Origin of the sequence: Methanoculleus sp. UBA374 (genome assembly GCA_002508705.1) — an archaeon.
GTDB lineage: Archaea > Halobacteriota > Methanomicrobia > Methanomicrobiales > Methanoculleaceae > Methanoculleus > Methanoculleus palmolei.
On sequence record DAYL01000032.1, the window covers coordinates 146,505 to 168,687 of the forward strand.

General features: G+C 57.7%; 16 protein-coding genes. 3 read left to right on the forward strand and 13 right to left on the reverse strand.

What is annotated here, in order from left to right; all coding sequences use genetic code 11:
• Positions 1-90: 90 nt before the first annotated feature.
• The 10 genes from BRA42_RS11185 to BRA42_RS11230 all read right to left on the reverse strand — a co-directional run bounded on the left by BRA42_RS11185 (position 91) and on the right by BRA42_RS11230 (position 16,260).
• Positions 91-4,131 (reverse strand): Ig-like domain-containing protein, encoded by a 4,041-nt coding sequence (locus BRA42_RS11185; RefSeq protein WP_342771223.1) that lies wholly within the window; start codon positions 4,129-4,131, stop codon positions 91-93.
• A gap of 965 nt (positions 4,132-5,096) precedes the next feature.
• Positions 5,097-6,275 (reverse strand): glycosyltransferase family 4 protein, encoded by a 1,179-nt coding sequence (locus BRA42_RS11190; RefSeq protein WP_292406133.1) that lies wholly within the window; start codon positions 6,273-6,275, stop codon positions 5,097-5,099.
• Positions 6,276-6,277: 2 nt separating this feature from the next.
• A complete protein-coding gene (locus tag BRA42_RS11195) occupies positions 6,278-8,677 on the reverse strand; it encodes a glycosyltransferase family 4 protein (protein ID WP_292406136.1) in 2,400 nt (799 codons plus the stop codon).
• Positions 8,674-9,534 (reverse strand): class I SAM-dependent methyltransferase, encoded by an 861-nt coding sequence (locus BRA42_RS11200; protein WP_292406139.1) that lies wholly within the window; start codon positions 9,532-9,534, stop codon positions 8,674-8,676. The genes BRA42_RS11195 and BRA42_RS11200 overlap by 4 nt, the downstream gene beginning before the upstream one ends.
• 19 nt (positions 9,535-9,553) lie before the next feature.
• Positions 9,554-10,867: a class I SAM-dependent methyltransferase gene (locus tag BRA42_RS11205; protein WP_292406142.1), complete on the reverse strand. Its 1,314-nt coding sequence runs from the start codon at positions 10,865-10,867 to the stop codon at positions 9,554-9,556.
• A 10-nt stretch (positions 10,868-10,877) separates the two neighbouring features.
• Complete coding sequence (locus BRA42_RS11210) at positions 10,878-12,056, reverse strand: ABC transporter ATP-binding protein (RefSeq protein ID WP_292406145.1); 1,179 nt, start codon at positions 12,054-12,056, stop codon at positions 10,878-10,880.
• The gene (locus tag BRA42_RS11215) at positions 12,057-12,836 is read right to left on the reverse strand and encodes an ABC transporter permease (RefSeq protein WP_342771224.1); all 780 of its coding nucleotides are present in this window, start codon (positions 12,834-12,836) and stop codon (positions 12,057-12,059) included.
• Positions 12,826-13,896, reverse strand: coding sequence for a glycosyltransferase (locus tag BRA42_RS11220; RefSeq protein ID WP_292406150.1), 1,071 nt, complete (start codon positions 13,894-13,896; stop codon positions 12,826-12,828). Before BRA42_RS11220 ends, BRA42_RS11215 begins: the two co-directional genes overlap by 11 nt.
• On the reverse strand, positions 13,893-15,122 hold the full coding sequence (locus BRA42_RS11225) for a GDP-mannose 4,6-dehydratase (RefSeq protein ID WP_292406153.1): 1,230 nt from the start codon (positions 15,120-15,122) through the stop codon (positions 13,893-13,895). The genes BRA42_RS11220 and BRA42_RS11225 overlap by 4 nt, the downstream gene beginning before the upstream one ends.
• Positions 15,123-15,183: 61 nt before the next feature.
• Complete coding sequence (locus BRA42_RS11230; protein ID WP_342771225.1) at positions 15,184-16,260, reverse strand: glycosyltransferase; 1,077 nt, start codon at positions 16,258-16,260, stop codon at positions 15,184-15,186.
• Between the two features lie 264 nt (positions 16,261-16,524).
• On the opposite strand from BRA42_RS11230, the gene BRA42_RS11235 reads away from it, so the two are divergent.
• The 3 genes from BRA42_RS11235 (at position 16,525) to BRA42_RS11245 (ending at position 19,840) form a co-directional block, all read left to right on the forward strand.
• Positions 16,525-16,755: a hypothetical protein gene (locus BRA42_RS11235; protein WP_342771226.1), complete on the forward strand. Its 231-nt coding sequence runs from the start codon at positions 16,525-16,527 to the stop codon at positions 16,753-16,755.
• 20 nt (positions 16,756-16,775) lie between these two features.
• On the forward strand, positions 16,776-17,057 hold the full coding sequence (locus BRA42_RS11240) for a type II toxin-antitoxin system RelE family toxin (protein ID WP_292406160.1): 282 nt from the start codon (positions 16,776-16,778) through the stop codon (positions 17,055-17,057).
• 329 nt (positions 17,058-17,386) lie between these two features.
• Complete coding sequence (locus BRA42_RS11245; RefSeq protein WP_342770619.1) at positions 17,387-19,840, forward strand: oligosaccharyl transferase, archaeosortase A system-associated; 2,454 nt, start codon at positions 17,387-17,389, stop codon at positions 19,838-19,840.
• On the opposite strand, the gene BRA42_RS11250 is transcribed toward BRA42_RS11245, so the two are convergent.
• From BRA42_RS11250 to BRA42_RS11260, 3 genes are all read right to left on the reverse strand, one after another.
• Positions 19,803-20,405, reverse strand: coding sequence for a CDP-alcohol phosphatidyltransferase family protein (locus tag BRA42_RS11250; RefSeq protein WP_342770620.1), 603 nt, complete (start codon positions 20,403-20,405; stop codon positions 19,803-19,805). The genes BRA42_RS11245 and BRA42_RS11250 overlap by 38 nt on opposite strands.
• A gap of 289 nt (positions 20,406-20,694) precedes the next feature.
• Positions 20,695-20,868 carry a hypothetical protein gene (locus BRA42_RS11255; RefSeq protein ID WP_342770621.1) on the reverse strand — a complete coding sequence of 58 codons (174 nt, stop codon included), beginning with the start codon at positions 20,866-20,868 and terminating at the stop codon, positions 20,695-20,697.
• 138 nt (positions 20,869-21,006) lie between these two features.
• Positions 21,007-22,179 (reverse strand): FAD-dependent oxidoreductase, encoded by a 1,173-nt coding sequence (locus BRA42_RS11260; protein ID WP_342770622.1) that lies wholly within the window; start codon positions 22,177-22,179, stop codon positions 21,007-21,009.
• Positions 22,180-22,183: the final 4 nt, after the last annotated feature.

Below are 22,183 nucleotides of genomic sequence, written 5' to 3' on the forward strand. Positions count from 1 at the left end.
CCCCGGGAGAGATGCTCCCCGGGGGATTTGGGGTTCTTCCTTCCCGTGGGAAGGGGGTGATTACTTCTCTCCTCTACACCCCTGAGGTGTTCACGGTTCCTCCGTCGGTTCCACTGTCGGTTCCACTGTCGGTTCTGCCGTGGGTTCCGTCACGGTGACGTTCGCCTCAACTTCCGGATCGTAGTCGCCCTCAGCGCCGGTCAACCCAACCAGTACAGTGGACAACACCGTGGACCCCGTAACCGTCACCGGTACCCCACACACCTTATCCGAGCCCTCGAATAGACGCAATTCGGTTCCTGTGACTTCTGTGGCGGAGAAATTGAGTGCGTCTCCCGTCGAATCGAAGACAAGGATCTTGCTGCTATCCTTATAAGTCAGGGAACCATCGTTTGCAGGTACAAACGTGAGCCGGCCGTACTGGTCTGTCGCCCAGATGTAGACAGACTCATTCTCCGTAATGTCAAGAGAGATGCTGTCGAGCCGGGTCTTACCTGCCCAATCTTCAGCAACGTAATAATCGGAGGTGGCAGTCGGATCTTCCGCGCTTATGCTGATGCTAAGCGTGTCGCTCACAACCGCGTCACCACCAGTCGGTGCGGTTACCTCGACGGTAAAGGGACCGAGATTCCCTGCGGAACTCGAAGCGTCAATGGTGACGATACCAGGGTTACCGTTTTTCTCAACCGTAACAATGCACTCAGACTGATTACCAGTGATTTCCCATATCAAATCGCTCCAGTCATACCCAACCTCGTTACCATCGGCACCATATGCTATTACATCAAGCGCGATCGTATTGTCGCTCGCGCCGAGGATAACCCATGCCGGCTTGTCGCCTGTCAGGTCTGCTCTGTAAGACTCGTTACCGCTCGGTGTTACATTTGCTGCCTGGCCCTGGATCTTGATACGGTCGATTACATTGCCAACAGTCAACGCAAAGTCGGTATTCGCAGTCGCAGTACCGGAGTTGACGGAGATCGTGGCCGTGCACGAGGCATTAGCCTGTAATGTGAAGGTCAGGTTTGAGCCGTCGGCGGCTATATCACCCATAGTGACATTGACGGTGGACGGGTCGGAGTTCACACTCACAGTCATACTGGAAATGTTGACAAGCGCATCGTACTGGTCGTATCCGCATACGGTGATGTCAGAAGTCTGTGCTCCCCTGGTAACGCTGGCGCTGGCCGGGGAGAGCGTGATGCTCGTCAGTTCTCTCGCCGGGTTGAGAACAAACGCCTTTTCGGCTAATGTCTCACCGCCCTTGACGATCTTGAGCGTGTAGTCTCCCGGGTCCGCAACGGTGCTGTTCAGCTGGATCGCCGCTATAACGTCGGTGCCTGAAGCACTGGTGTACTGCCCATACCCTTCCTTAGTCGCATCGGCTTTTGCCCAATCGACCGCGAAGTTGCCTGTCACATCGCCTGTGGTGTTGTAGACTTTAACCATGTCCGTTCCCGTAGTGGCTTCCAGGGACATCGTGTTGCCGTACTGGTCGATGAACTCTACCGGCATGTAAGCCACGGCATCTTCTTTAGCCCACTCATTGTGTTCGCTGACTAGGTCTCCCAGGGTGGCGTAGGTAATCGTTCCCGCAGGCTTCACCGTGAACGACACCGGGAGATTGGCACCCTCGCTCTCAACAATGCGGATTTCGGCCTTACCTTCGGCAACACCCGCGATATTGAGTGCGATAACATTGTTGACACCATCGGTGACGTTTCCAACGTTAATCCGCGCGTTGGACGTAGATACCTCTACCTTGCCCTCCGGGACCAGGAGCTCTTCCCCATGCATATTCCGGAAGGTAAGGTTCTTCGTGATCGTAGATCCGACAGTTACCTCGTTCTCCCCGATCTCTTCAAGTTCAATCGAGGTGACGGTGGTGTTAAGAGTGGTGTTCACGGTCACTGCAAGCGCTGAGACGGCATTCGCATAGTTTTCGCCGACATAGGCAATAAATGTGTAATTGCCTGCGACATACGTCTTGACGGTGACATAGATGCCGTCGTCAAGTGTAGCACCTTCAGGTCCGGCTTTGAGCCAGATGTCGTCCGATGTAGCCCCTTCAGGCCAGGCGGTCACATTGAACTTCAGATCGCCCTCGTTAAATGCTGCGCCCTTGTTCGCGGTAACCCTATCGGAGACGAACGGTTCCAAATTGGTGCCTGTAACGTTCGTTGAACCATTAAATGTAACATTGATGCTGGTCAACTCAGCAGCGCCGACAATCAGGGGCAGAGACTGCTGCAGATTCAGATTATCGCCGTATGCTGCCGTTATCTCGTAGGTGCCGGGCTCGTCAAGCGTAAGATTCAGGGTGTCGCTACCATCTATGGGGTAACCGCTGATGGAAGCCTTGTTTCTATCGACCATCCACCTGATATCATCAGCGCCGACCTTCATCGTGGTGTTGAACTGGTCCGTCACCCGGACGGTGAAGTTTGCGGTATCCTGTGCCGGCATCGAAGTCTTATCGGCGGTCAGTTCGAGTGCGGCAGCAACCCGCGTCTCTTTCGCCCCGACGGTATACTCAAGGTCGGTGTCAAGGACTGTTCCGTCCTTCTTGATCGTGACGTTCAGATTATAACCCTCGTTGAGGGGCAGATCTGGCCTGAGGGTAACGTTGTTGTAACCGACAGTATACGTGTATTCGCTATCCATCAGCGGACGGAGTTCCACGGTCCCGACCGCGACCGTTGCAGTTGTCTTCGCCATGGTGGTTGCATTGACTGCAATCGGGTCGCCATACTGGTCAAGCGCCTTGAACTCAATGACGGTTCGCTGCCCCGCCGGGACCGCTGGGACCCCCGTGGTCACCTTCACGATTTTTGTGAGGGTCGGGTCGGCAATCCTTGCCATGAAGGAAACTTCAGCAAAGGCCGCCCAGTCGGCAGATAAGTCGTAGGTCCGTGCATCCTCAAGAGTAAGACCTTCGTCAAGGGCAAACGCCGTCGTCAGTCCATCGAGACTTCCCGCGACATAGGTCGCATTCAGGGTGGCCGCAGCCGCGCTGAGATTGATGACCTTCTCTTCGAGGTCGGCTTCTTTGATCCCGGTGCCTTCCGCGAACGTCACGTTGATGTGCGTAGCATTGACCGCCGTAACATTGGCGACGATAAACGGCGCTTCTCCTACGGTGACGTTCACCCTGGCCGTCAGATTACCGGGGTTGGTGATGCCGATCGGGATGGTGAGGTTGCCTTCAAGTGTCTGGGTGCCCACCTCTGTTGCGCTGTAGACGCCTTCGGCCGCGGTCCAGTCGATTCCGACCTCCTCGACCTCACTGTTGCTCAGAGTAACGTTAACCCGGGCGGGGAGACCGATCTTGTCGAACGTCGTGTTAAAGGCAACAGATATGTCGGCGATCTCGTCAACTGCCGTAACGCTGGGCACTACGGGCGCGCCTGTAACCGGCACGAACACCGGTGTGTCACCCTTCGCAGTAAGCCCCCAGCAGAACGCGGGCGAACCCTTGATGAACCACTTGAGGTTGCTCCCGACTTCGCGGACAACGCCGGGCTCACCGTTTAAGACGACGGGTATGTCACCCTTCAGCCCCCAGTAGAACCGCTCAGTCGAACCGTCAGGGTTCTTGATGAACCACTCGAGGTTGCCTTTGAGGCCGCCTTCTTTGACTTCGCGGACAACGCCAGCCTGACCATTTAAGACGACGGGTGTGTCACCCTTCGCAGTAAGCCCCCAGCAGAACGCGGGCGAACCCTTGATGAACCACTTGAGGTTGCTCCCGACTTCGCGGACAACGCCGGCCTGACCGTTTAAGACGACGGGCGTGTCACCCTTCAGCCCCCAGTAGAACCGCTCAGTCGAACCGTCGGACTTCTTGATGATCCACTGGAGGTTGCCTTTGAGGCCGCCTTCTTTGACTTCGCGGACAACGCCAGCCTGACCGTTTAAGACGACGGGCGTGTCACCCGTCACCCCCCAGTTGAATTGGTCAACGGGTCTCGATTCACCGGGAATCCCGATGATCCATTCGATCTCTCCGTTCACGTCGCGGCAAACGACGGACTGGCCCTCTTCGATTTGTGCCGCCACTGCAGGCACAACAACGAGAAAAGCCAGTACCAGGGTTGCCAGGGTGAACTTATTCACGTTACGCTTCATCATCCATTTCACCTGAATACTCACTAAATCCCTTTTGCATCTCCATCATTCAGCAATGCGCGGCCCCCCCTCACCGGAACTCCCTCCTGTCGAGATGTAGTTGTATAGAGCGAGTACACACCGGTCTGGCCCCCCAGTGAGAGGTTGCGCAAGTATTGTCTATGCATTACCCAATTATAAATCATTCTATACCTTACAGCACTATAAAGATCTGTTTTAACCATAGATCCAATAAAAAACCGTATAATTCAAATTTAAATGCGTTTTATTTCTCAAATTGATTGGACGATCCAGAGATCATATAATGATCAACAGATCTTTCTGAAAGATCATAACATAAAAATAGGATCTCAAGATGATCAGAATTAATATAAAACACCGAATAATGGTTAAAACATCATTCTGATGTTTTTAATTGATTATTTAATCAATAAACGCTTAAAAAAACTCAAATATAAAAATAGACCCTTATTATTACCCAAATACTCCAATATTTCGGCACATGCCGGATAAAAAAATAAGAAATTGCCCGGACTGAAAATACAGGGTTATTCTAAAATCTTCTAACATGAGTGGAACACCCAATCGTACCCGGCGACGCTCATGCACCTGCCACCCTGCCGCCGGGTGCACCTCCCCGGCCCCCACTCGAAATTCTTCGAGTTTCTCAAACTCCTGCCGGACCGGCAATCGCTCCCCGCGAGGCGATACGCGCCGGGCCGGAGGGCAGGAGCATGGGAAAATGCGAAGAGTTTGCGAGTGCAACGGATAGAAAGCCCGGAACAGGAGCACCGCCGGGTGAGACGCGCGAGGGTTCGCTAGAACCGGAACGGAAGCACCGCAAGGTGCTTCTCAGGGTAAAAGTCGTTTCCACGTTCCGACCTCCTCTACGGCTCAAGGGTCGAACTATTGTACACGAGTATTCCGAGTAAGGTGTAACGGAAGTTCGTAGCCCATCGGAGGTGATCTCATCGAGATCCGTCTGCAGAGAGATCCTGAAACCTTCTTAGCAGTGAGAGGAACTTCTGCTCGATGCGATCCCATTGATAATTGCTTTCAACATACCTCTTCCCGTTTTCGCCCAGACGAACCCGGGTCCGATCGTTTTCAAGCAGATATCGGGTGCATTCTTTGAATTCGTCGTAATCCTGATACCACAAACCGGCATTACTCCTAACACAATGGCCCTTCAGTACACTGCACTCCCCGTTTACCAGGACAGGCGTCCCGCACCCCATTGCCTCAAGTGTAACCAGCGAGAGACTTTCGTACGGCGAAGGCATGATCAGGAATCTCGCACCGTGTAGAAGTGAAGCCTTCTCTTCTTCAGAAACAAACCCTAAATAGACAATCTTCTTGTGTCTGGGAACTCCAATCGCATCCTGGCCCGCAAGTACGAGATAAGGCACCGATCCCATTTCATTTGCCATTCGCCGGTAGAATTCAAACAGCGTGTAGCACCCTTTGGAACCCTCGATCCTTCCAAGATAGAGGATATATTCGGATGGCACCTTCACCGGCCGAAGGGCCCCGGGGGTCTCAATACCGGACCCGACGACATCCACAATTTTCCCGGTTTCATCAAAGCGCACCCTCTGCCGTATGAGGGTGCGCTCTTCGGGAGTACTGTAAACTACTCCCGCAGCATGGGAAAAGATCTCTTTGGTGGTTGCGAGATCCAGTGCAGGGTCATCCTCTGCAAACGGCACAATTATTGCTTTTTTCCCGACGCCGATTACGCCGTGATAACTCTGGTAATATCGAAATGTAAAGAAAATGACACAGTCGAATTCGTCTGCGTTTTTTTTGAGGTATGTAATGAGACCGGGACAAACCGGACCATTTTCCTCGATCCAGCGGAGTTCGTCGTCTCTAGAATGAGCATGGTAAAAAACTCGCTCTTGAAGTTGCAAAATTTTCGCCGGAGTTCTTATTGCAGTGTTCCTAAACCGCCTAACCGGAATTCCATTGACGATTTCGGTCCCTTCAGGGTACTCGTTCTCCCAGGTATGGTAACTTTTCGCGCAGGTAGTCAGAACCTCGATATCATGATAGCGTATCAGGTGCTCTGCAAAAAGCCGGGTTAAGTACTCCGCCCCCCCGACGATGTCCGCTCCGTACCGTTGAACGACAAAAGCAATCTTCATACTCAGTACTCTCGATCAAGCAATTCAGTATCGAGCAATTTCTGCAAACGCTCCTCCAGACGACGGGCGATAGAATCCCAGGAGAACCCATCCTCTACAAGACTTCGGGCATTATTCCGAAGATGCTCACGGAGCCGGCTATCGGAGATCAATTCCTGAATCTTCCCGGCCATCTGTTCAGGGGGACATACAATAGCATGCTCATAATTCGTTATGGGAATACCTCGCGCACCGATCGGTGTAGTTACAACAGGGATACCGGCACTCATGTAATCCAGCATCTTCAGGTTTGTACCGGAACCACCGAACATAGGATTGATGGCAATATCAGCCAGTTTATACAATTCACGCTTTTCATCCTCGTCCACTGTGCCGAACGCCAGTACATTCTTTGGCAACGTACCATACTCCTGATTGTAATAATCCTTTACACTGCCGATGATGAGGAAGAGGCAATTTTTACACTGAGTCAGGAGATCTTTGACAATAAACCGTAATGCTCTGAGATTAGGAGGGTGCCAGCTTCCAACAAACAATATTGTTGGAATTCCTGAAACTCCAACACCTTCTTTCAGCCGTTCTCTTTCTTCATCGCTACTTGCCCGGAACAGATGAGAATTAACCCCATTTGGCACAATGAAGATCTTATCGGGATCGGCGTCATATAACTTTACAAGAAGCTCCCTGTTCTCACTTGATATCGCAAAGATAACATCCGACGCCCCACAGGCAATCTTCTCAATTTCAAACACTTCCTCGAGATAATCGCCATTTTTGATATAATCTCTCTTTTGCTGATATTCAACATCAATCGCATCGTAGATAACTCTCTTCCCTTGCCCAAGAGGCTTATACAAAGAAAAGAGATATGGGTGGGCAAAAATAACGATATCGGACTGTTCCATCAACTCTTTTACAGCATCAACGTAATTGCACGATAATGCAACGTGATCGATCATCGCAACATCATAGAGATTGACCCCCGCCTTTCTCTCGGCTTTCCACTGTGCCCCGGCGTGTTCCGGGCTCTGAGGGAGGCAGATCTGCCGGAGCCCGTTTTTAAGCGTGAGGTCTTGATACGGTTTATTCGACTCGACAATGGAACAGATGGTTATATCATAGCGCGTTGCTAAACGCGAATACAGATTGTAGAGCCGGTGTTGACCGCCGCCCCTTGGAGGATAGCACGAATAAGTAGCCAGAACCAGGATCTTTTTCTTTTTCTGCTGCCAAACGCCGTCGTCACCAAGAAGCCGACGGGCAAAATTTTCCCAGGTAATATCCTGCACAGTCCTGTAGCCGTTTTCACCCATTCGCCTGGTCTCTTCGGGGTGTTCAATGCAGTAGTTTATCTTTTCAGCAATCTCCCGGGGATCAGGCTCCACCACAAATCCATTCTGCCCCTCTTGCACCAGTTCAAGTGGTCCACCGCTATCCGTTGTCGTAATCACAGGTTTCCTGCTTAGCATTGCCTCAAGCGTGATCAGACCATAGTCCTCAGCGCACGGAGTAAATACGACGGCCAACGCCCGCCCGTAGAGATCGAGGAGTTCGTGTTCATGCACAAAACCGACAAATTCAATCCTCTTATCGTCTTTCGCAATTCTCCTTAACTTCAGTTCATCGGGTCCCGTGCCGGCAATCTTCAACTTGAGGTCATGAGGAACGTATTTCATGGCGTTAATGATGAGATCTATCCGTTTCGGTTCGTCAAGGCGGCTCGCCGTAAAAAGATAATCACATCCAGTGTTAGTAAAGTAGTCCAACTTCGGTGGTGGATGGATGATATCGACGTTTACACCAACGGGGAAATAATCTTGCCGCTGGCGCACGGTCTCCGACATCGTGCAATACCGTTGAATTCTCTCAGGGGAGAGTGCGAACCTATCGAAAAAATGAATTATATCTCGAATAAAAGGCCCGGGAAACTGGAACGTCTCCGGACTATAATGTGCCTCATCTTCTTTCAGCAGCCGAAGGTTTTCGAAGACACCATTTACAGTATCCTGATGGAAGTGGTTCCCATGAATAACCTCAACGATCTCTTCAACCAGCCCGACACGCAGATGCCCGGGAGTCTCCCGGGGCAGGTTGCATAAGTGGTAGGTGTCGTATAGCCCTCGCAGGGGGTGAATCAGGTACACGACATGATTAACATGCTGAACCATCCAGGAAGGGTATTTGGTAGAGATGACCATGTCGAAATGCGAGAGATCGAGGGTGTAAAACGAGTAATACGACGCAATGAGGTTCCAGAAATTATCTTCTCTTGTGGGGATTTTAACGAGTTCGCACTGGTGAGGGGTATACTCATGTATTGCATCCTGCATGCCCCAAAAGAGTTGTTCTGCTCCACCTATGGTAAACGGCACGGGGCTTGGCGCAACAATCGCGATTTTCATATGCGTGTCCCTGCCAGAACAAACTTACAATAGACAGAAGGATCTATTTCTTCTAAATTTTCAAGTACATATACCACAAATTCCATATTTCTATTTGGCGCGATAAGCCTCTTGAAAAGAGACTCCGGAGAATAAAACCTCCCATGCCGATTGCCCCAGCCTTTGGTGCAATATATAGTCGCATCGTCATCGAAGGATACGTTTCCCGGGATCGAATATCGAGGATCGGTTTGACAACAACATTTAGAGTAGATATACAGCGGAGCAATGACAACTCTCCCACCTTTAACCAGTATTCGTTCCATTTCATTCATAAAGAGAACATCTGACTTGTTTTCAAAATGTTCTATACTGCATGTGGCAACGGCAGCGTTAAACGATTGATCTAGAACAGGAAGGTCTGAAGCATTACTGCCAATCTTATCCCCATGAATCCCCGGCTTATACATAATATCCTGGGAGTAAGCGACACAACCGGTAAGAGAACTAAAAATATCCTTGACGGGAGAATGTTCACTTGCAATATCTATGAATTTGTCATCATGCCTAAGATCTAGAAAACTGTAGCATAGGAAATGTTCCACCGTTTTTTCGTAGAAGTTATCTTTATAGTAGTCTGGATATTTGTTTTTATATCCTGCCTTAGATATAAACTCAAAATACCCCTTTTTATCAACTTTAAAATGTCTTACTGAAACCCCAATAGAAGATAGAGTATCAATAATTTCTGCTACACATTCGCTATTGGTATTATTGATGGCTCCTATCACTACCGGGTTTTTTACCCGCTCCTTCAATAACTCCACACCTTCTTCAAAACCTATGCCCTCACACTTTAATTGATACTCATATGCCATAGCCCCACCACAACCAAGATTACTTCTTCCCGATCACCGCATAGTCCTGCGCCCCGTATAGCGTACCATTCAGCAGGTCTACATTCATATTGTAGATCTCAGCCCGCTGTTTCTCCGCTTCGCCCATCCCTTCATCCACCGGCAACCTCCGCAGTCTCACTTCATCCGGCACCGGTGAAGAGAACTGAGCCTCGATCTCCCTGAAACCCGCAGCCCCGAACAGGAACTTCAGCGTCGCCGGATGGACCGGCCGAACATGGGTCATGTCGATGTAGAAGTTTGCAAGTGAGACAAACGAGAGCGGGTTCACCGTCTCCGCGACGAGATAATAGCCGAACTTCATCTTCCGGTGACAGAGCTCAAGCAGCCGGACAAGATAGGCAGGCTCGAGGTGCTCGACGACCTGGTCGATGAAAACCCCGTCGAGGCTCGAATCGTCGAGGTGCTCAAGGTACGAGACCGCATCGTTCAACTCGACCTCCAGACCCCGGGAGCGGCAGAACTCCGCCATCGTCTCGTCGAGGTCCACACCGCGGGCGTTGACGCCCGCATCGCGCATCAACTCCAGGAACTCCCCCCGGCCGCAGCCAATGTCGAGCACATTGCTGCAGCCTTCGAAGTAATGGACGAACGCCCGCTGCCGCTCCCTGATATCCTCCCGGGAGCCACGGAAGTGGTCCTCAAAGGCGAAGTAGTTCACCCCGGCATCGGTGGAGGGAGAGCCCGGAGATTCAACAGCCCCGGGTGCACTCCGGAGCGCTCTCTCCTCAAGAACCTTCGCCAGCCAGGTCCGGTTCTCGATATCGGTGTCCATGGCAAGGATCGCGGCCTGCACCTGCTCCCTGATTTCCCGGGTGATCTCGGCCTTCATCTCTGCGGCCAATGCCGCAACCTCAGACCGGACCTGCTCCCCAACCTCAGACAGGATCTCCTCCCGGAGGCTCTCGATCCCGGATACCTGCCGGGTCACGCCTTCGAGCACCCGACCAGTGGCCCGGTTGAACTCAGCCTGCTTCCAGATCACCGGGTCGACGTAGCGGCGCACCTCCCCGTGGATGAGTTCCCGACCCTTCACCAGGACCTTCCCGGCGACGGGCCGGTGTGAACTGATGAAGTAACTGTTGTTCTGGATGTTCCAGTTGCCGGAGAGGTAGGCAAGGTCCCGGGCGATCCCGGAGTCACCACCGGCCGGAGCCCGCGGAACTCCGGCGGGGTCCGGGTCCGCCGGGTAGACCCCCGCCGCCTTCCGCCGCCGGATGTTCTCCCGGATCTTCTGCATGATTTCTTCGACGTTGATCTCGTCGTCTTTGATCTCAAACGGAGTGCCACTCATAATACCTTCCTCACCGCCGCCATATACAGGGAATATCGAAGAGCCCGGCATCTCTCCCTGTGGGGATAACGTCGAACGAATACGCTTTATCCTGCCAGTCGTAACGCTCCCCGCTGTGGGTGTGAACCGCAACCGTCAGCAGGAAACGCCCGGCGAGCATCGGAATACGGTCTATCCGGAGATCGATATGTCCTTCACCGGAGATATACCCGATCGAAACGTCTTTCAACTCGGTATTCGTCCCGTAAAGGTGCTCCCCGCGTTCGGAGTAGAGAGCGATCCCGAAGACCGGGCCGGCGATCCGCTCCCGTGCCGAGTAGAAGATCCGAACAGTCATCGGGTCGAAGGCGTTAAACCGGGTGCTTTCTGCGCCGAACTTGTTGAAGAACGTCACCCCCGTGATCTCCACTTTCATGTTCCCCCGGGATGCCGCTTCGGCAGCAGGGGCCACCGGCTCCTCCGCCATCTTCCCGTAGACATAGCGGTCGATCACCACGTCCGTCTCGTCGAGGGCCACCTGCTCTCCGTGATTCAAGAGGAGCGTCCGGTCGCAGAACCGCCGGACTGAACCGAGGTCGTGGGAGACAAAGACGATCGTGACGCCCTCGTTGCGGTACCGGTTCAGCACATCCATGCATTTCTGCTGGAACTCCATGTCGCCGACGGCGAGCACCTCGTCCATCAGCAGAATCTCGGGGTCGGTCTGGATCGCAGTCGAGAACGCGAGCCGCACCTGCATGCCGGAAGAGAAGTTCTTCAGTTTCGCGTCACGGAATGTTTCAAGCCCGGCAAAGGCCAGGATCTCGTCGACTTTATCGTTGATCTCCCGCTTCGAGAGGCCCATGATCGTAGCGTAGGTCCGGATGTTTTCGACGGCCGTGAAGTCCGGGTTAAACCCGACACCGAGTTCGAGGAACGGCGTGAGCCGTCGGTTGACGGAGACTGTCCCCGACGTCGGCCGCATGATCCCGGCGAGGATCTTTAAGAGCGTGCTCTTCCCGCTCCCGTTCTCCCCGATGATCCCGAGCATCTCCCCTTCTTCGACCGAGAACGTCACGTCCCGCAGGGCGGGGAAGGTTTCGTAGTCCGTCGGCCTGAGAAGACCGGTCAGGGCCTCGAAGACCGTCGTCCGCTTCTCGTGGGGGATGCGGAAGACCTTCCCTACATGCTCGACGTCGATGACGCTCATTTACATCTCCTCCGCAAAACGGGGTTCGTAGTGGGCAAAGACGGCGTATCCGATCAGGAGGATGAGCACGGCCGCAACCCCCGCGTAGAGGAGCGACCCGGCTGCCGCAGGGGTGGAATAGATGATCGTGTCGCGTGCCGCCATGATGATGTGGGCCATGGGGTTAAGAAGGAAGATCCGTTGCAGTTCCTTGCCGAAGATTGTTACCGGGTAGAGGATCGGGGTCGCAAAGAACCCGGCCTGGAGGACGACCGCCCAGATGAACTGGACGTCGCGGTAAAAGACGTTCAGCGCGGCAAGGGCAAGAGAGAGCCCCAGGGCTACCAGGAAGAGGAGCACCAGGACCAGCGGCACGTAGATGAGGTTTGCCGAGAGAGGCACCCGAAAGGCCGCCATGAAGGCGACAAAGACCAGGGACTCAAAGATGCTCATCAGGAGCGCCGTGATGCAGGACGAGATCGCGAGGATATCGCGCGGGAAGTAGATCTTCTGCACCATACTTGGTTTTCCGAGAATTGCATTCAGCCCCATGGACGTCGCCCGGGAGAGGAAATTCCAGAGGATGATGCCGAGCAGCAGGAAGAGCTGGTAATACTCCACCTGGACGCGCATCAAGTTCGAGAAGACCACATAGAGGACCACGAGCATCAGGAGCGGCTCAAGAAGGGACCAGAAATACCCCAGGACCGAGTTTTTGTAGCGCTGCTTGAAATCTCCCCAGGCAAGAGTCCAGATGAGGTTCCGGTAATCATAGAGAGTCCGCAGATGTTCAAACGCCATCGTTCACCACACGCCGGATCCGCTCCGCGAAGACGGAACCATCAAACACGCTCGCCCGCGCCAGGCAGTTCTCCCGGTAACGCTCCGGGTCGGCCGAGACCGCACGGACCGCCGATGCAATCCTTCCGGGGTCGGCATCGACGAGCACCCCCGTATCCGCCGTCACCGTCTCGCGGAATCCCCCTTCGTCCACCGCGACCACCGGCTTGCCGGCAGCCATCGCCTCCACCGGCGTCAGACCGAAGTCCTCGTCCAGGGCCGTGCAGATGTGGCCCCTGCACCGGGCGTAGAGGTCGATCAGTTCCTCTTCGGAGACCTCACCCCGGATTTCGACGTTCTCCGGAAGGTCTTTCATAAGTCGGGCTGCATACCGGCCCGCATGGTCCCCGGCGGCATACCCGCCGACGATGACCAGACGCTCGTCCGGCATCGACCGGAAGGCTTCGATCTGCAGCTCGATCCTTTTTTCCGGATAAAGGCGGTTCACCGAGAGCCAGAAGTCGCCGTAACCTTCGCAGCGGTACCGGGAGACGTCGACGGGAGGATAGACGACCTCCGCATCGCGGCCGTAGCAGGTGCGGATTCTCTGCCGAACGTTCTCCGAGATCGTCACGATGGTATCCACCCGGCCCACGGAACGCCGGTCCGATCTCCGGGAGAGCGCCACCCATGCCCTGAACGCCTGCCGGGAGACAAAGCCCTGCCGCGACAGAAACGTCCCGTAGAGGTCGTAAAACGCCCTCACCGGCGTATAGCAGTACCAGAGGTTCGGGTGGTGGTGCCGGGCGGCATGGTGGCTCCAGTTCCCGGTGAAGATGAAGAAGTCGTAGTCGTCGGAGAAATCCCCTGCGGCGAACCTCCGGGCGGCGGAGATCTGCTTGAACGGGGGGAGTTTGACCGTACTTCCGAGACTCGTGACCCGGACGCCGTTGTCCAGTTTCGCGGCCGCATCCGTGTCGGTCGTAATGACGTCGGCGTTCAGGACCTTCGCGAGGGCGAGGACGACCCGTTCGCCGCCCCCGATCGCCCCGAAATAGTCATGGAAGATCGCGACTCTCATACCCGCTTCTTCTCGTCCATGTAGAAATTGAGCTGGTCCCGGATGATGTCCTCAACGCTGTAGGTGGTCGAAAACCCGAGATGCCGGATCTTCGTCGTATCGGAGAAGAGGATCGGGACCTCGGCAGGCCGGAACCGCTCCGGGTCGAAGAGCACCGAGATCTTCTTCTCGCCCGATTTAACGATGATGCCCTGGTCGCCGGCGGTAAACTCAATCTCTCCTTCGAGCAGCATCCGGTCGACTTTCGTCTTCTCGAACGGCACGCCGAAGATGGCCGACGCGTCCTTCTCGGTCGGCGCTTCGACGACCTTACCGTTTTTGACGCTCTCGATCCGGTCGACCGGCATCCCGGCGTTCTCAAGGGAGAGGAGGATGTAAGAGAGGACGGAGGTCGTCCGCATCGAGCCCTGGTTGTAGACGTCGCCGGGGTGACCCGCATCGGCGATCAGGCAGTAGCCGTGGATGGTGTCCATGACGTGCGACCAGTCGCGGAAGGCGTTGACGTTTCCGATGGTGATGTGGTCGAGATCCCCCGCCGCATACTTCGCCACCTGGTTCGTCACGACCGAGGTGACGAACATACTCCCGCGCCCGGCCCCCTCGTGGTTGAAGGCCCGGGAGACGATAGCCTTCGTGCCGTAGGTGTAGAAGTAGTTCCTCATCAGGTGGTCGCCGTAGACTTTGCTCACGGCGTACGGCGACATGGGGCGGAGGGGGTTCGTCTCCTTGATCGGCACTTCGGGGATCGAGGTCGGTGCGGGATAGATCGTCCCGTACTTCGCCCGCAACCGCTCGTACTGCTCCTCGGAACTGAAGACCAGCCCGTATTCCTCGGACGACCCGGCAAAGATGATCGTCGGGTCGCAGTCCTTCCGGCGCACCGCCTCAAGGAGGTTGTTCGTGCCGATGGAGTTGATCTGGGCGGTCTCGATGGGGTGTGAAAACGAGCGGGGAACGAAGGATTGAGCAGCAAGGTGGAAGATAGTATCCGGTCGGGCGACGTCGAGCGCCGTGGCAAGCCCGGAGATATCCTCCAGATTTCCCTCAAGGAAAGTGATGCCGCTTTCGATCTTCTTCAAGGCGATGTTCTGAGGGATGGCACCGTCCGCCCGCCGCCGGACAAGTCCATAGATGTGCGCACCCTCGTCGATCAGGTATCGGGCCAGGTACGACCCGACGAACCCGCTTATCCCGGTGATTAAAACGCTCCGATCTTTCCATGACATGCAATCTGTTCCCCGTAGAGGTCTTGAAAATCAAAAGGCGTAAACCTGATGTCAGGGTTGGTTAGATCTTTTGATAAACCTTTTCGAGCATATCGGTGATCCGCCCCCAGTCGTACGCTGCCGCCGCCGCCCGAAAGTCCGATGCCCGGCGCAGGTCGAGCCCCGCCAGGATCTTCTCCCCCATCTCCCCCGCCGAGAGCCCCGAGCGGAACCCGTTCACCCCGTCCCGCACGAGGTCCCTCGCTGCGTTCCCCGGGCGGTCCGCCGTCACCACAGGGAGGCCGCAGGCCATCGCCTCCAGCGCCGCGATCCCGAAGCCCTCGCGGGTCGAGGGGAGGACGAAGACCCTTGATGCCTTCATCGCGGCGATGACCGCGTCGTGATCGGGAAAGAAACCGGTAAAGGTCACCGCCCCGTCAAGCCCGAGGTCGCGCGCGAGGGCTTCGAGCGCCGGGCGTTCCGGGCCGTCGCCGACGATCAGCGCTCGAAGGTCGGGGACCTCATCCCGCACCGGCACGAGCGCCCGGAGGAGGGCGTCGACGTTTTTGTCCCGGATCAGCCTGCCGGCGAAGACGACGTCCGACTCCTCCGCCGCCGGGACAACCGCGGCGATCCGCGCGGTGTCGATACCGTTCGGGACGACCGGGATGGGGCCCGGAACCCCAAGACCCTCGAGGGCCCGGGCCGTCGAGGGCGAGACAGCGATGTGGTGATCCGTGAGCCCGGCGGTCAGCCGCTCGACGGTCTTCCCGAACGCCCCCCGCCAACCCAGGTAGTCATACCAGTAGTCGCCCCAGACCTCGTGCCAGGTGACCACGAGCGGGAACCCCCGCAGCGCCGACGCCGCCTTCGCCGAAAAACAGGAGAAGTAAGGGAAGTTCTGGCAGTCGACGACGTCGGCGCCGGAGGAGAGGAGCGGCCGGAGAACCGACCGGCCGAACCGGAGCGCCTGCGGGACCGTCCGCCGTCCGCCGGCATACAGAGCCTCGGCGGGAGCGACGCCGTGGATGGTCACCCCGTCCCGCTCTATCGTCGCCGGATCGCTCCAGCAGCGCATCCCGTAGACGTGGACCTCGTGGCCCCGGTCCGCGAGCCGAACCGAGACCTCGCGGATGCGCTTCTCGACCCCGCCCTTCACCCAGGGGTAGACGGCGTCGTAGACATAGGCGATCTTCAGGGGATACCCTCAGGGAATAGGTTGCGGGAGGAGGGGGATAAGGGTATTCGTTTTGGGGAACGACTGGCCGAAGGGCAGGAGTTCGAGAAGACCGAAGGTGCGACGTTTCGGCAGGATCGGAGCAGGCACCCCGGTACCTGTCCTGTCGGGGTGCCCATTAGGGCACATTTATTCACTGTGATAAATGTGCACACCAATAAATATCATGGCGATCCACGAAGATGCATGTCTTCCGCCACAAGCGATACCGGCAGCCAGATCAAGCGCATTCCCGTGAAAAAGCCTACCTGGAGGGACCTGCACGACCTCAAAGAGGCCGGAGAGAGCTATGATGAGCTGCTTGGCCGGATGATCCGGCGCGAGCGGGACTATCGCGACTGGAAGATGATCGTCGAGATAGAGGAGACCGGCGAGTTCGTAGCCTTCGACCCGGACGACCTCCTGCAGGACGACTGAGGCACCGGTGAGAGGAGAGCGTGTTCACCGTTCTGATCGAGAGGAAGGCACGGGAGTTCTTAAAGCGGCTCCCCCCAAAAACCCGGCGCATCGTCGTCGAAAAGATCCAGGAACTCGCGGAGGACCCGTTTCCGGGAGGGAACAAAGAGAAACTTGAGTATCCCCATCCCCCTGCAGTCTATCGCCTCCATATCAGCAGATCCTTCACCGTTTTTTATATCGTCGAGCATGAGGAGAGCATCGTCAAGATCGAGAAGATCGTGACGATCGAGAGGGCGCACAAGGAGTATTCTCGCCGGTGAGGCCCCGGCCGGGAGGGAGAGGCCGGGTGCTGGCCGCATCCCCATCCACACTGCACGGATGCATTTGTTCGGGAAAAGATCCCCCGGAGCGGCACCATCGTCACCGCTCCCGTACACCCCGGAAAGACCCTTGCGCCAAAGACGCTTCAGACAACTCTTTTTCAGGCCGGAACCTCGCCTGAAGGATTCCAGGCTTTCCTGTAGTTACCTCTTCATTTTCTGGCCCTGTTGAAACTGGTGAGATAGATAGCCCGGACCACAGATCTCACCCGCCCCCCTCCAGTCATACCCCTTAATTACCGGCAGCCGCCAAGATCAACCTACGACCTATGTCTCCTGCCGCACAAAAAGATCATACATCCACCCTCACCGCCGCTGCCCTGCTCCTCTTCATGATCGTGGCGGTCCTCCTCCGGGCAATCCCCAGTGCCGCGCTCGTCGACGGCTCGTTCACCAGCCTCATCGGCACCGACTCCTGGTACAACCTCCGCCAGATCGAGGCGATGGTGGCGAACTACCCCGGCTACGCCTGGTTCGATCCGATGACCGCCTACCCGACCGGTAAAGAAGTCGCATGGGGACCGCTCTTCCCGTTCATCACCGCCACCGCCTGCATCATCGCCGGGGCGGCATCGCGCCCCGAGATCGTCTACGTCGCCGCGTGGGTCCCCCCGCTCCTCGCGGCCGCCGTCGTCCCGGTAGTCTACCTCACCGGGAAGGCCGTCGCCGGAAGGAAGACCGGACTCATCGCCGCCGGGCTCATCCCGATCGTCTCGGCGTCGTTCTTCGCGCGGTCGATCTTCGGGTTCGTCGACCACCATGTCGCCGAAACCCTCTTTTCGACCCTCTTCTGCCTCGCCTACATCGCCGCGCTCGCGTATGCCGCCCGGCACCCCGTCTCGTTCCGGGATTACAGGACGGTTCTCCCCGTCGCGCTCCTCGCCCTCGGCGCCGGGATCGCATACCTCCTCGGCCTCCTCGTCATGCCGACGATCATCCTCTTTGTGCTCATCGCCGGCGTCTTCACGGCCCTCCAGGCCGTCCGGAACCACCTCGACGGCACCGGACCGGAGGGGCTCCTCGTCGTCAACGCCGTCGCCTTCGCCGTCCCGACGGTCTTTTTGCCCCTATCGGGGTTCATGGTCGACTCGATGTCGCTCTCGCTCTACTCCGTCGCCCACGTCTACGCCTACCTCCTCCTGATCGGAGCGACCGCCCTCCTTGCCGGGGTCTCCGTGGCCCTCCGGGGGAGGCGGCGCGAGTACCTGGCCGCGCTCGCGGCACTCGCCGTCGCCGCGGTCGCCTTCCTCAACCTCTCCGCCGTCGGGAGGACGATGACGAACGGGCTCGTGACGTTCTTCGGACAGGACATGACGGCCGCCGCCATCCGGGAGATGGGGGCCTGGGACCCCGCACTCGCGTGGCAGAGCTTCAACGTCGGTCTCCTCCTCATCCCGGCAGGACTTACGGTGCTCGCTCTCCGGGCCCGGCGCGAAAACCGCCCCGAACTCCTCTTTGCCATCGTCTGGTCGGTCGTCATCCTCGTCGCGACCATCCAGCACCTCCGGTTCGAGTATTACCTGGCCGTGAACCTTGCGCTCCTTGCGGCGGTCTTCATCGCGTGGGCGCTTCGATTTGGGCTCGGGAAGACGGTCGCATATCTCCGGGAGCCTGAAGGAAAGAAGAAGAGAAAGAAGACGGTCCCCGTCCCTGAGGTCGGCGCCGTCGCGCTCGCCGTCGCGCTCGCTGTCATCCTCGTCGGGGCCTCGGCCGCAGAAAACATCGGCTACGCGCAAAACGGCGTCTCCCGTACCATGCTTGCCGACGACTGGCGGGACGCCCTCGAGTGGATGAACGCGAACACCCCCGACCTCGGCGTGGACTACTACGCCACCTACAAGAAGGACAACTTCACCTACCCTGCGGACTCCTACAGCGTCATGTCCTGGTGGGACTACGGCCACTGGATCACCTTCATCGCGCAGAGGATACCGGCCACCAACCCCTTCCAGGACCACGTCGACGCCGCCACCAGGTTCTTCCTCGCCGGAACGGAAAGAGAGGCCGATGCGGCCCTTGCGGCGGCCGGTTCCCGTTACATCGTCACCGACGGCAGGATGGCCGTCGCAACGTTCCCGTCCATCGCCAGCTGGCATAACACGACGGCGGGGATCAACCCGTACGCAACGGCGCTCCTCGTGCCGGTGGGAGAGGATACCTACAGGATCGAGATGTTCTTCAAAGCACGCTACTACGAGACGATGGTCGCGCGGCTGCAGACCCTCGACGGGACACTCGTAGAGCCGTCAGAGGTTCTTTACGCCGAGTACGACACCGGATCGGTCCCGGAGACCGGCTACGCGGGGCTTACCGCCAGCCAGAGGATGGACCCCGCCGGGGCACGGGAGGCGGTCGAGGCGTACTCCGGATCGGGTGAGGCCGCAATCTTCGGGAGCGATATCGCAAGCCCGCCGGAGGCCATCCCGGCGCTCAAGCACTACCGGCTCATCTATGAGTCCTCCCCCGACAGAACGACGAGCGTGAAGGTCTTCGAGCGCGTCGAAGGCGCGGTGATCCCGGGCGAGGGGGTGATTGAGGTCACGGTCGTCACCAACACCGGGCGGGAGTTCGTCTACCGGCAGCAGAGCGAGAACGGGACCTTCGTCGTCCCCTACTCCACGACCGGCAACCCCTACGGCGTAAAGACGGTCGGGAACTTTTCGATCGCCGGCGCGACCGGGGAGTTCACGGTGACCGAGGAGGCCGTGACGGGGAGAGCGTAGCCCGCCGGACACGGAAGAGCCGCTCGACCGCGGTGGCGTTCGTAGCAACCGCGAGGATGACAAGAGCCGGGAGGACAAGGCCGGTGACGAGCCCGGCGATGATGACCGCGACCCGCTCCGGCCGGGCAAAGAATCCGGCCCGGCACTCGATCCCGAGCCCCTCTGCCCGGGCCCGGGCGTAACTGACCATCAGCGACCCGACCGTGGCGGCAAACGCGGCCTCGACGCCCCACGCCGTCTCCGCCCCGATGTAGTAAACGAGGAGTCCGCCGTAGACCGCCGCCTCCGCGTAGCGGTCCAGGAACGAGTCGAGGAACGCGCCGAAAGCCGAAGCGGCACCATTCGTGCGGGCGAGCGCACCGTCGAGGGCGTCGAAGATGCACGATGCGGCGACGACGATTCCGGCGGCGAAGAACGAACCGGCGGTGCAGAGCACCCCGGCACCCCCCATCCCGAGGAACCCGAGCACGGTGAGGAGGTCCGGGGTCGCCCCCGTCCGGGCGATGAGGTTCGCGGCCCGCGTGAGCACCCCGTTCGTCCGTGCCCGGAGAAAACCCTCGATCATCGACCCGTCTCCCGGGGGAGGACGGCTGCGGGCGCCACCGACCGTATCATGAGAGAAAATCTACCCTGCAGAGAGATAAGCGTGTCTCTCCCACGGCCAACAGGTGCTCCGTCAGTCGAGGTTATGCTTCCTGATACCGGGCGGCGGAATGATTATATCCATAATAATTATGGGTATAATCATTCCCTCTCCACCCAGGACCCGGGAATGAGAGAGGTCGTCGCAAAAGGGTCTCTCAAACCTCTGGTGCATCCTGCTCGGAGCATCTATTACAATAGCCGTCGGAATACTACGAACGGGAGGATGCCGAAGAATGCATCGCGTACGCGGATTCGATCTGCAGTGCCGCGAGGCGGTCGCTCTCCGGGTGATCGGGCAGGTCCGGGACCTCGCCCGCGGGGACTTCCACGAGGGAAGCGACGTCGACCTGATCGTCGTCGGGGACTTCCCCGAGCGGCACCACAAACGGGCAGCGGCCATCCTCGATCTCACCGACCTCCCGATCGAACCCCTCTGTTACACCGGCGAGGAGTTCGCCGGGATGGTCCGGAGCGGCAACCCCTCATCCGCCGGGCCCTCGCCGAAGGCATCCGGGTATAATTCACGCGCAGGTGGACTGCCCGCCCATGAGGCGCTCGAAGTACTCGTGCGCCTCGAGCGCCGCCTTCGCCCCGTCGCCGGCGGCGACGATGATCTGCTTGGCCTTGACGCAGGTCGCGTCCCCGGCCGCAAAGATCCCCGGGACGTTCGTATGGCCGTTCTCGTCGATGACGATCTCCCCCCGCTCGTTCAACGCCACCAGGCCCGCAAGGAACTTCGTGTTCGGCGCAAGCCCGATCGAGAGGAAAAGCCCCTCGACATCGAGGGCCTCCTCCTCCCCGGTATCCCGGTCCCGAACCGTGATCCCGGAGAGAGTCGCGTCCCCGTGAAGTTGCGTCACTTCGTGGTGGAGATAGGTCCGCACCCCCGCCTCCTCCGCCCGAAGGATGTAGACCTCGTCGCACCGGAGCGCTCTCCGGGCGATCAGGGCCACGGAACTTGCGATCTTCGTCATTTCGATAGCGGTCTGGAGGGCCGCGTTTCCGCCGCCGACGACGGCGACAGGTTTATCGTGGAAGAGCGGAGCGTCGCAGGTCGCACAGATGGAAACGCCCCTCCCCATCAACCGGGCCTCTCCCGGGAGGCCCAGGGTCCGGGGCTCTTTCCCGGGAGCAAGGATGAGCGTCCGGCAGCGATAGACGGCATCCGAGACCGTCCGGACGACGAAGGCCTCATCCTCCTTCTGGATGCTCTCGATACTGTCAAGCTCAAGGTCGACGTCGTGTCCACGGACCTGGTCCTCGAATTTTTTAAGGAGGTCCGCCCCCGTGATCGTCGGGAACCCCATGTAGTTCTCGATCGCCCAGCTCCAGGTCGCCTGCCCGCCGATGTTCTCCGATACAACGACGGTCTTCATGAGTTTCCGGGCGCAGTAGACCGCAGCCGTCAGCCCGGCCGGTCCGGCGCCCGCGATCACCACATCGCTGACCTCCTCCGCCTTCGACGTCCCGAAAACTTCCCGGAGTCTCTTCGCATCGAACCCGACGATCACCACATCGCCAAAGACCGTGACCGGCACCCCCCGCTGCCCCGAAACCCGGATCATCTCCCGGGCCGCTTCCCGATCCTTCCCGACATCGACGGTCTCGTAGGTAACCCCATACTTCCGGAGGAACGCCTGGACCATCCGACAGTATGGGCAGTTCTCTGTCGTGTAGACCGTTACACCTGCCATAGAT